The organism is Sphingomonas sp. LR55, from assembly GCF_036856015.1.
Lineage (GTDB): Bacteria > Pseudomonadota > Alphaproteobacteria > Sphingomonadales > Sphingomonadaceae > Sphingomonas.
The window spans coordinates 627,444-640,957 of sequence record NZ_JASPFO010000001.1 but is presented as its reverse complement, the minus strand read 5'-3'; the positions used below and the strand labels follow the sequence as shown (position 1 = coordinate 640,957).

The window sequence follows — 13,514 nt, the reverse complement described above, 5'->3', positions numbered from 1 at the left end:
CGTGCGCTATGCAACAACATTGTAGGTGTGCAGCAATCCAGCAATCCAACGATCGCCAGCTTCATTCGAGGCTGGCGATCATCTAGCACTGTCTAGAAATTTACGCGGGCACCCAGGCGCAAGGTGCGTGGCTCAACTACGCGGCTCAACCGACCATCGGTCGGTCCCGCGGTATCGAACGAGGGAATGTAGGACTCGTAGGAATAGGCGATGTCCTTGTCGCGGCTGTCGAGGATGTTGAGCACCTCGCCGTACACCTCGAACCGTCCGATCTTGCGAGCCGCGCGGACGTTGACGACCGTGCTTCCTGAATCCCGGACACTGTTGTCTTCGATCAGCGGATAAGGCCCGAGGTGACGGACGCGAACGCTCGCTTCCCACGGATCGAGCACCAGCGCGATCCCGGCGGATGCGGCGTTCTCGAAGGCGTTGGGAATGCGGTCGCCATTGTCGTAGCGCGACCGGCTTGCCGTATAGTTGCCGTCGATCGCGAGCCACGGCCTAGGCCGCCAGAACGCCACCAGTTCATAGCCGCGACGTTCGCTCGCACCGGTCGGCTCGACCGCGTTAGAGTCGCCGACGAAGCGCAGTTCACTGTCGACGTCGAGCCACCAATAGGTCGCGGTCAGCGTAATGCCGGGTAACTGCCACCGGGCGCCGACTTCACGGCCGTTGCCGCGGACCAGCACAGGCACCGGCGTTTCGACGTTTACCGCGCCGCGGACGTCGTTGGAGTGGAACCCGCGCCCCCAGTTGCCGTAGAACTCCAGCCGATCGGTTGGTGAGTACGCGATCGACGCCTTCGGTGACAGGATCGTATCGTCTCCACTGCCCTCGCCGGCTACCGCCGCCGCCTGATCCCGCGCGCACGACATAATGATAATAATCACCGCGCACCCCGCCGATCAGTCGGAGACCAGTGACCGGTGTCCAAGTCGCTTCGCCATACAAAGCTGCCGACGCCTCCTCGACATGGTAGCGGCCGAGCGACGACAGGAACGATCGCGCACTAGTGCGATAAACACCGACGCTGCCGATATGGTCGTAGCGCTCTTCGGTACCGAGCGAGACGGCAAGGGTCGGTGCGACCGTCCAGCGCTTTTCGCCCCTTGCACCGACGATCCAGCGTTTGTCGAACTGGCGGATCTGCGCGCTGGTCCCCTCCGGATCGGTGTAGGTCGGGTTCGAATACATCGACCAGTCGTAGAACTGACCATAGACATTGGCGTGCCAGTCAGGCTGGCGGACCGCGACGTTGCCGACGAGCCGTGTCGTTTCACCCCGCGCCGTCGGATCGGGTGAGCAGAACACGTCCTTGCAGAGCGCGGTACCGATTATGCGCTCGGGAATCTGTTCTGTCGGACGCCAGGTCGCGCGGTAGGCGTTGAGCGAGGCTTCGAGCTGGCCTGCGCCAGCTGGAGCGGCATACTTCGCGAAGCCAGATGCGTGTCGCAGATGCTCAGGCTCCTCCCATGGTCCGTCGTAGACCTTGGTCTGCGCGACGAGCGTCAGCTTCCCCGCACCAATCCCGTCAATCGTCCCGCCCGCGGCGATCCGACCATAGCCATAAGAGCCGCCCTCAACCGAAAGCCACGGCCGGGCAAAGCTGTCGATCGTGGTCATGTACGCAGCCCCCGCCAGCGCGAAGTCGCCGCCATCGGCACGGTATGGCCCTTTGCGAAAATCCTCGCGCGCGACGATCTCCGGTATCAGTCCGTTGAGATCGAGATAGCCCTGGCCATGACCGTGGGTGCGCAGGTTCATTTGCACCCCGTCGATATAGGTCGTGAAGTCCGAACCGTGATCGAGATTGAAGCCACGCAGGAAATACTGATTGGCCTTGCCGCTTCCCGAATGCTGCGCAGCGACCATGCCAGGGATCGCCTCCAGCAGTTCGGCAACGCGCAGCAGAGGGCGAATCAGAAGGTCGGCACCGGCGACGGTGCCCTCACTTGCTGCATGCGCAACACCGATCTTCGCTTCGCCGCGGCCGAATACGACGATGTCGTTTGGTGCCTGTGACGGCACAGCCTCGGTGTCTTGCCTCTGAGCCCATGCTGGTGTGGTGCTACATGCCGAAGCGATAGCCACGCATTCGAGCCATTTTGTTCGTAATCTCAGATTCTGCATGTCCGTCCCCCGTGCGCCAAGCGACTTCGGACGGGGGCGTCCGCTGCGAACGGTCGGCACGCGTCGGCAGGCGGACGCAAGCGCCCGCGACACGAACCGATGCGACCCCCGCCGCTCGTTCGTCGCCCAGACGGAAGAACCGTGCCCCGACCATCCCCTGGATCAAAGCAAGAGCGACCAGACGCTGGCAGGTCTCCTGGCTCACGGGTCGTCGCTCGATATACGGCCTTCCCGGATCTCGGCCGTTATGGCGTTGATCCAGTGGCTGCACCCTCCGGAAGAGGACGCGATGTATGTCTCGCTCGCCGCTTACAGTTGCAGGGACAGCCTCGGCTTCGGGAGAGCGTCTCCCACACCGTGTTCCCTATTAAGTCCCTCTCGGGACACCAGCGCGATCATTGTCGGGTCGGAGATACTTCTCCGGCCTGACAGACATTGCGTACCGGGGATGGTTCCGATCGGCAAGACAGCCTCGGCCTTCTTTGATCCCGTCCGTTTGCAGGGGAGATCGACACGGCAATGACAGGACTGCCTGCCTGCGCTACCCGCGTCCGGTGTTCGCCGTTCGTCGCCTCCTAGCGCAACGCTACTTCGCCGTGCTCGTGTGCGCGGCAACGCTGTTGCTCAAGCTGCTCGTGCCGGCCGGGTACATGATCGGCAGCGAGCACGGCCGGATCACAATCGAGCTATGTTCCGGCGTCGCCCCTCGAGCCGTGACGATGGCAATGCCGGGTATGCACGGCGACATGCCTGATCACGGCAAGTCGCGGGACCACGGCAAGGCTGAAATGCCGTGCGCGTTTGCGGGCCTGTCAGCCGCAACGCTCGGTGCGATCGATCCTATTCAGCTCGTCACCCTGATCACCTTCGTCATGGCGGTCGGGCTGTCACCAACCGTGCTGCCGGCAATCATTCGCCGCACCCATCTTCGGCCTCCGCTTCGAGGCCCCCCAGCCGTCCTTTGACCAACTGATCGCGTGCTCCTTCGGGAGCAACCACGTCCACGGCCCGAGTGCTTTCTCGGGGCCGGTCAAAGGCCTATTCATGATCCGATCCCACTTGTTGGCGGGGGCATGCCTGCCCTGCCTCCTGCTCGCCGTACCAGCATCTGCTCAGGAGCTGGCGGCACCCCCCACGAAGGCCGACGCAACAGCGAACAACGCGCTGAGCGTTGGACCAGCGGAACCCGGCGACATCATCGTCACCGCGCTGAAACGCCCGCAAGCGCTCCAGGATGTGTCCGCTAGCGTCACCATCTTTTCCGCTGACCTGCTTCGCCGCCTCAACGCGCAGGACTTCTCCCGCGCGGCGGACTCCGTACCGGGCTTAGCCTTCGCGACCACCGGGCCCGGCAACTCGCAGTATATCATACGCGGGATCGGCGGGGTGGGGTTCGTTCAGTCGCCGACCACAGGCGTCTACCTCGACGAGACCCCACTTCAGACCCGCGCACTCCGCGGTTTTTCACAGCCCGACCCGCAGCTGTTCGACGTCGCTCGGGTCGAAGTGCTGCGCGGACCGCAAGGCGTGCTGTTCGGATCGTCATCGATGGGCGGCCTGGTCCGCATCGTGACCAACCAGCCCGATGCCACCAAGATCGCCGCACTGGGGCAGGCGAGCGTTGCGACCGTTACCGATGGCGGTACGAGCTGGGACGCCAAGGCGATGCTCAATCTGCCGATCGTCACCGATAGACTGGCGCTGCGCATATCGGGCGGGTTTGTCCGGCAGGGCGGCTGGATCGACGATCTGCGGCCGACTACCGGTGACCTGACCGAGAATGCGGGAACGTCGGCGGTTCGCAAGGACGTCAACTGGACGCGCACCGGCACGGTTCGCGCGGCGCTTCGCTGGAATGCCACGCCGAGCCTGACGATCACCCCGTCGTTGGTCTGGCAGGACGCGTACAGCAATGCGGACCGCCCCCATAGCGACGTGACCTTTGGCAAACGCGCGCGGCTCAAGGCGCGGTATGCCGACACATATGCCAAGGATCGGTTCGTCATCGGCTCGCTGCTAATGGAGAACCGGTTCGATGCACTAGGTGGTTTCACCGTGTCGTCCAACTCGTCCTGGCTCGACCGGCGCAACCGGCTGTCGTTCGACGTCACCGCGTTCGACTCTCCAATCGTCGAGGACATTGTCGGGCCGGGTCCAGGCGGCAAGCTGTTCCCAACACCGCTCAAGGATTTTGGCCGCACGAAGCAGTTCACACAGGAGGTGCGCGCGGTGTCCGACGGCCCGGGGCGGCTGCAATATGTGTTCGGCGCGCTCTACCGCGACCTTCATCAGGACTCCGGCCGTACGATCACCGTCGCTAACCTGTTCGGCGTCGCCGCGCCGCTGCCGCTCGGTGCCAGCAGCCCGGCCGTCATCCAGGACACGACGGTGCGTTTCCGTGAGAGTGAGATCGCGGCGTTCGGCGAGCTGACCTACGCCGTGGTGCCGAAGGTGAAGGTCGCGGCGGGCGCCCGCGTGTTTGCCTATCGCCAGGGTGAAGCGAGCCGACGCTATGGCATCGGTGGCGTAGCAGACGGCGATCTCGCCTACGACTATGACGAGCGCAATCGCGAGAACGGCGTCACACCGCGCTTCACGCTAAGCTATGAGCCAAGCCGTGCCGCGACGCTCTACGCCAGCTACTCGCAGGGATTCCGCACCGGGGGCGTCAACGCGCCCGTGACCGATGATATCTGCTCGGCTGCGGAACGTCGCGCGGCAGGCATTCCCGATGTACCGCCGCCCTACGACAGCGATCGTACCGACAATTACGAGATAGGCGCCAAAACCAGCCTTTGGGGTGGTCGTGTGCGGATCAACGGCGCTGCCTATGCGATCGACTGGAAGGACTATCAGCAGGCGTTCCAGACAGCGTGCGGGATCAACAACGCGACGACCATCTCCTTTACCGTCAATGCCGGCCGCGTTCGTAGCCGTGGCGGCGAGCTTGAAGTTTCCGTGTCGCCGGCCCGGGGCTCGATCTTCACGCGGGCGGATCGTTCACCGACGCGACCTACCGCAACGACGTGCCCAACCTGCTGCTGCCGGCAGGGTCCCGTGTGCTCGATGTGCCGCGCTGGCTGTGGAATGTGCGCGGCGAGTACGAGACCGCGCTCACAGAAGGGCTGACCGGCACGCTGTTCGCCGCGGCGCGCCACGTCGGCGGATCCAACAGCGGGTTCGGCGAAGGCGAGGTGCTGCCGCGTCCGGCCTATACGTTGGTCGACGCATCGGCCGGGGTAACGATGCGTGGCGGCGTGGGGATCGACCTGTTCGTCACCAACCTGTTCGACGCCGTGCCGGTCTTCGGTCAGGAGTTCACGACGTCGCCCGGCAACACCACTGCGACCAGCTACTTTTCCTATCTCGTCGGACCGCCGCGGACGGTCGGGATACGTTTGACCAAGGCCTTATGATGGCGGGCATGGACGCTTCGGTAATGAACAGGAACTCACCCAACGGACGGGGGACACCCGGCGCACGGTGGTACAACGCGGTATGGCGCTGGCACTTCTATGCGGGGCTGTTCTGCATCCCGTTCATCATCTGGCTGTCGCTGACGGGCACGATCTATCTGTGGCGGCCGCAGCTGGAAGCCTTGTTGGACCGGCCCTACGATCATCTTCCCGTTGCCGGGCGGACGGTCTCACCCGATGCGCAGGTCCGCGCGGCGCTGGGGGCAGTCCCAAGATCGTCGCTGCATAGATATGTGCTTCCGGAATATCCGGGAAACGCCGTGCGTGTCATCGTCTCCGCGGATGGCGTTGATCACCGCGTCTACGTCGATCCGCACTCGCTTGCGGTTCTCAGGGTCATTGGCGAGGAGGACCGGCCGCTCAACGTGGTGTCGCGCCTTCACGGCGAATTGCTGGCGGGGGTGTGGGGCAGCTACCTCGTCGAGATCGCCGCCTGCTGGGCGATCGTCATGCTCCTGACGGGTCTCTATCTGTGGTGGCCGCGCAACCGGAAAGGGCTCGCGGGTGTCCTCTACACACGCCTGGGGGGCGGACGACGCTTGTTCTGGCGTGATATCCACGCGACTGCCGGCATCTGGGTGTCGGTGTTCGCGCTCGGGCTGATCCTCACTGGCCTTCCGTGGGCAAACGCCTGGGGCAGCTATCTCGGCGAAGTCCGCACGCTCACGGGCGCGACGCAGGGTCCGGTTGACTGGACGATCGGCGGCAAGGCGCCGACGCCGAAAACGGACGCAATGCTCGGCCCTCACGCTGGGCATGACGGCATGGTGATGGCCACGCCCACGATCCGACCGGGTGAACTTGCCCGCGTGATCGCGACGGTCCGGCCGTTGCGGATCGCGCCGCCCGTGCTGCTGTCTCCGCCCGAGCATGATGGTGCACCGTGGGCGGTGTCATCGGACGCAGCCGATCGTCCGCTGCGATCGGACGCGCAGGTGGATGGTGCGACAGGGCGCCTTGTCGGCCGTGTCGCGTTCGCCGAGCGCCACTGGATCGACCGGGTCATCGGCTACGGCATCGCAGCGCACGAGGGCGCGCTGTTCGGTATCGCCAATCAGATCCTCGGCACGCTCACTGCGCTGTTGCTGGTCGTTTTAGCCGTATCGGGCGGGGTTACGTGGTGGCGGAGGCGACCGACGGGTTTGTTGGGTGCGCCGGTGCCATCGGCGCACCCACGCTACCGGCCTGCGTTAGTCGCAGCGATCGTCGGCCTTGGGATCTATATGCCGCTGTTCGGGCTGACGCTGTTGGTCGTGACGATTGTTGAAAGGGTCCTGCTGCGGCGCGTCCCTCAAGCGCGGCTTTGGCTGGGACTGGAGTCTCCCGCCCTTCGCACTGCCTGAACAACGACCCTACCTCGGGGGCAACTGTGTGAAAAACCCTGTCGCAATCACGACTATGCGGAAAACAGGTGTTTTGCGACACTTGGGCGGGTCGCATGTAGCGCTGACAAGCCGCGCCGATCAGCATCGACGGTTACACAGCAATCGGCTGTCCTGCTGTCGCGAAAGTTAGGACTTCCGCGAGAATGCCGCGGAAGTCCTATGTGATACGGGCTTTAGGTGACTTGCTTAGATTGTGATCTCGCCCTCATCGCTACCATCCCAGTAGCGGATCGCCTTTGCATCGACACGGATCATTACGATACCGGGTGTGTCGATGCCCTCGGGAAAGTACCGATCGAGATCCTTGGTCCAGTGATCGGCGAACGCGCCTTTGTCCTCGATCAGCGCAGCGGCGCCTTCGACAGTTACAAACAGCGGGGGACCGCCGAGCATACCGACGGCACCGGTATAGCTAAGCGTGACGTGCGGATCGGCACGCAGGTCAGTAATCTTTCGCGAGTTTTGGTAGGCGAAAAAGTAGCTGTCGCCTTGGTATTCTACATCGCCGTTGTTGCTCATCGGGCGGGCTGTCAGGGTGCCATTGGGTGAGCGAGTGGCCATCATCGTGAAGTCCAACTTTGCCATCTTCTTTGACAGGTCGTGTAGGCTGAGGTCCGACATCGTGTTGCTCCTTCAAAGTGGGGCCATGAAAGTTTGCCCAAGCGGTTGCAACGAACATGGTGGCATAACGGTCGCGTGCGGCAATACGACTATCGGTACAATCGGGAACAGTTTTTGGAAAATGGACAGGCGAGACAGAGGCCCCTCCCCAGTTCTGCCGAGCCACCTCTGTTCGCAGTAGTTGCTAAGAACCACTGCTCACGACTGCAGATAACGATCCGTCCGGATTGCGCCCCTCACGAATTAGTACAGCATCCTGTTGCACTTGCCGGATATCTTGCGGACTGCCTTCTCTAGCCGGCGGAAGCGCAACCTCGGCAATTCCCCCGACGTTAGCCGAACCATGGAGCGCACCTGCTATCTCACGATCAAATTCGCCTGCTTCGATAGCGGCCCGCATGTTCACTAGGTAGTCGGCAAAGCGGTCAGCGGGAATGAAGTTCGTCGTTTGACCACCGATCGTCAGTGTCGCCCCATTTCGCGTCGTGGGCGTGAAGGCAACATGCTCGCCGTCACGGACGAACCATACTCCTGAATGAACACCGTCGGTCGCCCATGCCTTTTCGGCCAGATGTAAGTCCTGCAAAACCTCGTCACGGTCGGAAATTGGGTCAGCAGATGGCGACGAGACGACATCCTTCAAAGCAGACTTGGCCGCGTTAACAATGTTTTCTAGTGCCATTTCACTTCTCCAATACGGCTCCGGGACGTTATGAACGCAACGGTCTAATTTGCAGATTGGGCGCAGGTTCACTGAATCAAATCGCCAGCGCCCCGCGTGGTCGGGCGTGCGGCTGATGTCGCCGGGCGCGCTCAGCAACGTCCATGTGCTGCGGCTCGACTTCGACGGGCAGCTCAGCGGACTTCGGCGCCGCCCGAGGGAACGGAGGACCAGCTTGCTCTGCCGGACAGTGCAACGAGGACCAAGCGATGACCGGCCGTACCGACGACGACCGCCGAAATGCATCCGTCGCGGCGGTCACGCAGGGTCCGGATACCGACCGCCGCCTCCGCTTCACCGGAGATCATCTCGATCTGCCGATCCTGCTCGTCGCGGCGGTCGAGGCGGCGGACACCACGGTCGAGGCCTTCATCGCTAGGCTCCGGCGTGAGGCAATCTGGCAGGATCAGTCCCTACGGTCGGCCGACCGCAAGATAGACATCCAGGCCTATCTCGCTCCCGAAGGCCTGCGGTGCGTCATCCGCGTCGCCGAGAACATCTGGTATCATCACCCGCTCGAGACGCTCCATGTCTGGTTAATGCACCTTCCGACGGTCGAGCGAAGCGCGACGGTCCCGCTTACCCGCCTGGTGCGCCATGATCTCACCGACCCCCTGCCGATAGTGGTACGAAGCCTGACGTATCTCAACGCGAGAAAACCCGAGCTCGGCACGTGTCTGCGGCTCGACATGCCGAGGGTAAGCGTCGCCCTCACCAACGACCCATCGGCTTCTACCGATGGAAGTTGACCCATATCATCCATCGGTTAAAACCGATGGATGATTGAAGATGACGCACTGGGTGCCCTTGCCGCGCTGGCGCACCCCACTCGACTCGCGACCTTCCGCACGCTGATCCGCCATGAACCTGACGGGCTGTCCACCGGCGAGCTCGTCGACAAGCTCGCGCTGACGCAGAGCACGTTCTCGACGCATCTCGCCGTTCTCGTCCGGGCAGGACTGATCCGTTCCGAGAAGCGCGGCCGGAACCTCATTCAGCGTGCGGACGTCAGCGCGCTGAAAGCGCTGATGGTCTTCCTTGCCAAGGACTGCTGCCAGGGGAGCGCCGAGCTGTGCGAGCCGCTCGTGGCCGAACTCACCTGCTGCTGAATGGAGCCGAGCACATGACCACCGATGTCGTCATCTACCACAACCCTGCCTGCGGCACGTCGCGCAACGTGCTGGCGCTGATCCGCAACTCCGGCGTCGAACCGCACGTCGTCGAATACCTGAAGACGGCGCCTTCCCGCGCAATGCTCGTCGAGCTGATCGAGCGCGCCGGCATCACGCCACGACAGCTGCTGCGCGAGAAGGGCGGCCCGTACACCGAGCTCGGCCTCGACGACGAGGCGATCAGCGACGAAGGATTGATTGACGCAATGATGGATCACCCAATCCTCATCAACCGCCCGCTGGTCGTCACATCGCTCGGCGTGCGTCTCTGCCGTCCGTCCGAGGCGGTGCTGGGCATCCTGCCCAAGCCGCAACGCGGCGCCTTCGCCAAGGAGGACGGCGAGAAGGTCGTCGACGCAGACGGGAACCGCGTGGCGGGATGATTGCCGCGCTACTCATCTTCGTCGTCACCATCACGCTAGTCATCTGGCAGCCCCGCGGCCTCGGCATTGGATGGAGCGCGATGGGCGGCGCCGCGGTGGCGCTGATCGCCGGCGTGGTGACCGTATCCGACATCCCGGTGGTGTGGGACATCGTCTGGAACGCGACCGCGACCTTCGTGGCGATCATCGTCGTCAGCCTTCTGCTCGACGCCGCCGGTTTCTTCGAATGGGCCGCGCTCCATGTCGCCCGATGGGCTGGCGGGCACGGCCGTCGCCTCTTCGCGATGGTCGTCCTGCTGGGGGCGGCCGTCTCCGCGCTGTTCGCGAACGACGGTGCGGCCCTCATCCTCACGCCGATCGTCATCGCGATGCTGCGTGCGCTCGGCTATGGTCCGAAACCGACGCTCGCCTTCGTCATGGCCGCCGGGTTCATCGCCGATACCGCCAGCCTGCCGCTGGTCGTGTCCAACCTGGTCAACATCGTGTCTGCCGACTTCTTCCGCCTCGGCTTCGGCAAGTATGCGTTGGTCATGGTGCCCGTCGATCTCGCGGCGATCGCGGCCACTCTGCTCGTTCTGACGTTCTACTTCCGGCGAGACATCCCCGCGAAATACGACGTCGGGCAGCTCCGGATGCCGGCGGACGCCGTTCGCGACCCTGCGACCTTCCGCACCGGCTGGATCGTTCTGGCCCTGCTGCTGATCGGCTTCTTCGTGCTCGATCCACTCGGCGTACCGGTCAGCGCGGTCGCCGCGGTCGGGGCGATTCTGCTGCTTGCAGTGGCCGGACGAGGAAAAGTCATCGAGACGCGCAAGGTGATCCGCGACGCCCCATGGCAAGTCGTAATCTTCTCGCTCGGCATGTATCTCGTCGTCTACGGCCTGCGGAACGCCGGCCTCACCACGCACCTCTCGACACTGCTCGATAGAACCGCCGAGGGTGGCGTCTGGGGCGCGGCGTTCAGCACCGGAATCATCGCGGCCGTGTTGTCGTCGGTGATGAACAACATGCCGACCGTGCTGGTGGGCGCCCTGTCCATCGATGCGTCGCACGCCACGGGCACGATCAGGGACGCGATGATCTACGCCAACGTCATTGGCTGCGATCTCGGGCCCAAGCTCACCCCGATCGGCTCGCTGGCTACTCTCCTCTGGCTGCACGTACTCGACCAGAAGGGCGTGAAGATCGGCTGGGGCTACTACTTCAAGGTCGGCATGACGCTTACCGTGCCCGTGCTGCTCATCACGCTCGCCGCCCTTGCCCTGAGGCTCTCCATCGCATGACCGCCATCGTCTACATCGCCGCCGCGCTCGCCGAGATCGCCGGGTGCTTCGCCTTCTGGGCGTGGCTCCGGATGGGAAAGTCACCCATCTGGCTCGCCCCGGGCATCGTATCGCTCATCCTGTTCGCATGGCTGCTCACCCGAGTGGCCAGCGACGCGGCAGGACGAGCGTATGCTGCATATGGCGGCATCTACATCTGCGCCTCGCTACTGTGGCTATGGAGCGTCGAGGGTGTTCGACCGGACCGATGGGACGTCGGTGGAGCTGCACTATGCCTGGCAGGCACCTGCGTGATCCTGCTTGCACCGCGAACAGCCTGACGGCGAACAGCTATCCTGGAGCTATCTTCATGCCTCTCCGCACGCTTGCCGACCCGACGCACACCCCGGCACTCGACCGATCCTTCGTCATCGATCAGCTGGCGCTTGGTCTCGGGACGGATCAGCCGCCGCCACGCATCCTTCTGCTCTACGGGTCGCTCCGGGAGCGCTCGTTCTCGCGCCTCTGCGTTGAAGAGGCGGCACGGCTGCTGCAGCTGTTCGGCGCGGAGACACGCATCTTCGACCCCCACGACCTGCCGCTGCCCGACCAGGTCGCCGGCGACGACCACCCGGCGGTGCACGAACTGCGTGAGCTGTCGATGTGGTCGGAGGGGCACGTATGGTGTAGTCCCGAGCGGCACGGGCAGATTACCGGCGTCATGAAGACGCAGATCGACCATCTGCCGCTTTCGATGGGCGGCATGCGACCGACGCAGGGGCGCACGCTGGCTGTGATGCAGGTGTCGGCAGGATCCCAGTCGTTCAACAGCGTCAATACCCTGCGCTTGCTCGGCCGGTGGATGCGCATGTTCACGATCCCGAACCAGTCGTCGGTGGCGATGGCCTACAAGGAATTCGGCGAAGACGACCGTATGCGGGCCTCCAGCTACTACGACCGTATCGTCGACGTGATGGAGGAGCTGGTGCGGTTCACGGTGCTTCTGCGACCCCACTCGGGCCAGTTGGTCGACCGATATTCAGAACGCAAGGAACGCGGCGTGCCGATCGATCCATCCATGGACCACTCCGCAATCGCCATCGCACGATGATCTACTGCCGCCGTCATCCACGTCGGCGAACATTTGCCCTCGCAGGTTTTCTCATATCAGCCGAACGCGCCTTACGCCCTCTCTCCTCGGCCTCGGGAAACAGACCCGACATGTCACGTATCGCCGGGGTCAGAAGGGTCGCCGCGAACTCCAGAGCGGACGCCATATAGAAGGTGTCCTTCTCGTTCCGGTAACCTGCCCCCGACCGTGCTCGCCCATGCGGTAGAAGGCGACCGGGCCTGTGTGGGTGTGGTTGCTCAGGAATCGGTATAAGAAGCGGAAGTTCTTCTTGTCGAGGTCCGTTCGGTCGATCACGTCGTCCTGAACGAAGAAGGTTTTCTCACCCCTTAAAAGTTCGCGCTGTCTCTTCTCCGGCAGCGCCGCGAGATAGGAATTTGCGGCGAACTTCGTCTCCAAGTCGGTCCTGACGACAATGCGGAGAGCACGTGTCTCGTCATCCAGTTCCTCCTCGCCAAGTTCGGCAAATAGTTTCGCCCTTGATCCGTCATCGTGAAGATTGAGCAGGATGATGCGCGCGTCCTTCTGATCCTGCGGCACATCGTCGATGCAGAGGAAGAAGAAGAACAGGTAGCATTCGGCCAGATTGCGAACGATCGACGCGACCGCGCTGAAGTCGACGTGCGTGTTCGGGCCAAGCGCCGGCGTCAGGACTTGGATGCTCTTGGCCGTCACCACCAGCCGGGTGAAAAGCACTGATGCCCAGTAGTGCTGCGGCGTTGGGCTGGATATCCCGCTAGCTCCAACGGAAACGATATCAGCCGTTGATACTAGCTTGCCGAAAGCTGCTCGAGCCGGGCCATACATGGCCTCGGCATCCATCAGCGGCCACCCGGGGCGAATGCCTCGAGGATGCGACACTCCGCCATCGTGCCACCGGCGCAGCTCGAGATGACCCCGGCAAGCTCGCGCCGAAGCGCTGTAAGGTCGGCGATCTTGCGGTCGATCTCCCCCAGGTGCCTGTTGGCGAGCTCGTCGACAGTACCACAGTCCCGGTCCCGCTGCACCGCCATGTCGAGCAGCGCGCGCACCTCGTCCAGTGAGAAGCCGAGATCGCGCGTGCGACGGATGAACCGCAGCCGCTCCAGATCCTCCGACTGATACGAACGGTAGTTGCCCGATGTCCGAGCCGGTGGGGCGATCAGACCCGCACGTTCATAGTAGCGGACGGTCTCCACCTTGGTGCCGGTCGCCTCCGCCAGCTTGCCGATCGTCAACGCATTCATGTCTTGACC

14 protein-coding genes, 1 pseudogene and 1 riboswitch are annotated in these 13,514 nt (G+C 63.5%); of the genes and pseudogenes, 10 read left to right on the top strand and 5 right to left on the bottom strand.

The genetic code is table 11. The annotated features are described in order from the left end of the window. Window positions 1-92 precede the first annotated feature (92 nt). Window positions 93-2,130 (bottom strand): annotated as a pseudogene (locus QP181_RS03215) (TonB-dependent receptor). 169 nt (window positions 2,131-2,299) lie between these two features. Next, window positions 2,300-2,536: riboswitch (cobalamin riboswitch) on the bottom strand. A gap of 148 nt (window positions 2,537-2,684) precedes the next feature. Here QP181_RS03215 and QP181_RS03210 point away from each other — a divergent pair. From QP181_RS03210 to QP181_RS03195, 4 genes are all read left to right on the top strand, one after another. Beyond that, the gene (locus QP181_RS03210) at window positions 2,685-3,095 is read left to right on the top strand and encodes a DUF2946 family protein (RefSeq protein WP_333927565.1); all 411 of its coding nucleotides are present in this window, start codon (window positions 2,685-2,687) and stop codon (window positions 3,093-3,095) included. A gap of 79 nt (window positions 3,096-3,174) precedes the next feature. Next, entirely contained in the window at window positions 3,175-5,259 is a 2,085-nt protein-coding gene (locus QP181_RS03205) for a TonB-dependent receptor (protein WP_333927564.1), read from the top strand. Beyond that, a complete protein-coding gene (locus tag QP181_RS03200; RefSeq protein WP_333927563.1) occupies window positions 5,220-5,546 on the top strand; it encodes a TonB-dependent receptor in 327 nt (108 codons plus the stop codon). Before QP181_RS03205 ends, QP181_RS03200 begins: the two co-directional genes overlap by 40 nt. Before the next feature lie 8 nt (window positions 5,547-5,554). After that, window positions 5,555-6,949 (top strand): PepSY-associated TM helix domain-containing protein, encoded by a 1,395-nt coding sequence (locus QP181_RS03195; protein ID WP_333927562.1) that lies wholly within the window; start codon window positions 5,555-5,557, stop codon window positions 6,947-6,949. 228 nt (window positions 6,950-7,177) lie between these two features. Here the strand turns inward: QP181_RS03195 and QP181_RS03190 are convergent, their stop codons facing one another. Further along, complete coding sequence (locus QP181_RS03190; protein WP_056418705.1) at window positions 7,178-7,612, bottom strand: pyridoxamine 5'-phosphate oxidase family protein; 435 nt, start codon at window positions 7,610-7,612, stop codon at window positions 7,178-7,180. Window positions 7,613-7,796: 184 nt separating this feature from the next. Continuing rightward, window positions 7,797-8,294: a hypothetical protein gene (locus QP181_RS03185; RefSeq protein ID WP_146168889.1), complete on the bottom strand. Its 498-nt coding sequence runs from the start codon at window positions 8,292-8,294 to the stop codon at window positions 7,797-7,799. Window positions 8,295-8,542: 248 nt separating this feature from the next. Here QP181_RS03185 and QP181_RS03180 point away from each other — a divergent pair, with 248 nt between their 5' ends. From QP181_RS03180 to arsH, 6 genes are read left to right on the top strand one after another with little or no spacing between them, the layout of a single operon-like run. After that, window positions 8,543-9,082 carry a hypothetical protein gene (locus QP181_RS03180; protein WP_333927561.1) on the top strand — a complete coding sequence of 180 codons (540 nt, stop codon included), beginning with the start codon at window positions 8,543-8,545 and terminating at the stop codon, window positions 9,080-9,082. Between the two features lie 30 nt (window positions 9,083-9,112). Further along, complete coding sequence (locus tag QP181_RS03175) at window positions 9,113-9,442, top strand: ArsR/SmtB family transcription factor (RefSeq protein WP_333927560.1); 330 nt, start codon at window positions 9,113-9,115, stop codon at window positions 9,440-9,442. A 14-nt stretch (window positions 9,443-9,456) separates the two neighbouring features. Next, window positions 9,457-9,888: an arsenate reductase (glutaredoxin) gene (gene arsC, locus QP181_RS03170; protein WP_333927559.1), complete on the top strand. Its 432-nt coding sequence runs from the start codon at window positions 9,457-9,459 to the stop codon at window positions 9,886-9,888. Next, the gene (locus tag QP181_RS03165; RefSeq protein ID WP_333927558.1) at window positions 9,885-11,171 is read left to right on the top strand and encodes an arsenic transporter; all 1,287 of its coding nucleotides are present in this window, start codon (window positions 9,885-9,887) and stop codon (window positions 11,169-11,171) included. Before arsC ends, QP181_RS03165 begins: the two co-directional genes overlap by 4 nt. Next, the gene (locus QP181_RS03160) at window positions 11,168-11,491 is read left to right on the top strand and encodes a YnfA family protein (protein WP_333927557.1); all 324 of its coding nucleotides are present in this window, start codon (window positions 11,168-11,170) and stop codon (window positions 11,489-11,491) included. Before QP181_RS03165 ends, QP181_RS03160 begins: the two co-directional genes overlap by 4 nt. 29 nt (window positions 11,492-11,520) lie before the next feature. After that, on the top strand, window positions 11,521-12,261 hold the full coding sequence (gene arsH, locus QP181_RS03155) for an arsenical resistance protein ArsH (RefSeq protein WP_056475085.1): 741 nt from the start codon (window positions 11,521-11,523) through the stop codon (window positions 12,259-12,261). 129 nt (window positions 12,262-12,390) lie between these two features. On the opposite strand, the gene QP181_RS03150 is transcribed toward arsH, so the two are convergent. Continuing rightward, window positions 12,391-13,101 carry a DUF5677 domain-containing protein gene (locus tag QP181_RS03150; RefSeq protein ID WP_333927556.1) on the bottom strand — a complete coding sequence of 237 codons (711 nt, stop codon included), beginning with the start codon at window positions 13,099-13,101 and terminating at the stop codon, window positions 12,391-12,393. Then, a complete protein-coding gene (locus QP181_RS03145) occupies window positions 13,101-13,505 on the bottom strand; it encodes a MerR family transcriptional regulator (protein WP_056475076.1) in 405 nt (134 codons plus the stop codon). The genes QP181_RS03150 and QP181_RS03145 overlap by 1 nt, the downstream gene beginning before the upstream one ends. Window positions 13,506-13,514 lie beyond the last annotated feature (9 nt).

Excerpts from the sequence above, each read along its gene's own strand:
- arsC (WP_333927559.1), top strand. The coding sequence starts at position 9,457 with ATGACCACCGATGTCGTCATCTACCACAACCCTGCCTGCGGCACGTCG.
- QP181_RS03175 (WP_333927560.1), top strand. The coding sequence starts at position 9,113 with ATGATTGAAGATGACGCACTGGGTGCCCTTGCCGCGCTGGCGCACCCC.
- QP181_RS03205 (WP_333927564.1), top strand. The coding sequence starts at position 3,175 with ATGATCCGATCCCACTTGTTGGCGGGGGCATGCCTGCCCTGCCTCCTG.
- QP181_RS03190 (WP_056418705.1), bottom strand. The coding sequence starts at position 7,612 with ATGTCGGACCTCAGCCTACACGACCTGTCAAAGAAGATGGCAAAGTTG.
- QP181_RS03195 (WP_333927562.1), top strand. The coding sequence starts at position 5,555 with ATGGACGCTTCGGTAATGAACAGGAACTCACCCAACGGACGGGGGACA.
- QP181_RS03165 (WP_333927558.1), top strand. The coding sequence starts at position 9,885 with ATGATTGCCGCGCTACTCATCTTCGTCGTCACCATCACGCTAGTCATC.
- QP181_RS03180 (WP_333927561.1), top strand. The coding sequence starts at position 8,543 with ATGACCGGCCGTACCGACGACGACCGCCGAAATGCATCCGTCGCGGCG.
- QP181_RS03145 (WP_056475076.1), bottom strand. The coding sequence starts at position 13,505 with ATGAATGCGTTGACGATCGGCAAGCTGGCGGAGGCGACCGGCACCAAG.
- QP181_RS03160 (WP_333927557.1), top strand. The coding sequence starts at position 11,168 with ATGACCGCCATCGTCTACATCGCCGCCGCGCTCGCCGAGATCGCCGGG.
- QP181_RS03150 (WP_333927556.1), bottom strand. The coding sequence starts at position 13,101 with ATGGATGCCGAGGCCATGTATGGCCCGGCTCGAGCAGCTTTCGGCAAG.
- arsH (WP_056475085.1), top strand. The coding sequence starts at position 11,521 with ATGCCTCTCCGCACGCTTGCCGACCCGACGCACACCCCGGCACTCGAC.
- QP181_RS03185 (WP_146168889.1), bottom strand. The coding sequence starts at position 8,294 with ATGGCACTAGAAAACATTGTTAACGCGGCCAAGTCTGCTTTGAAGGAT.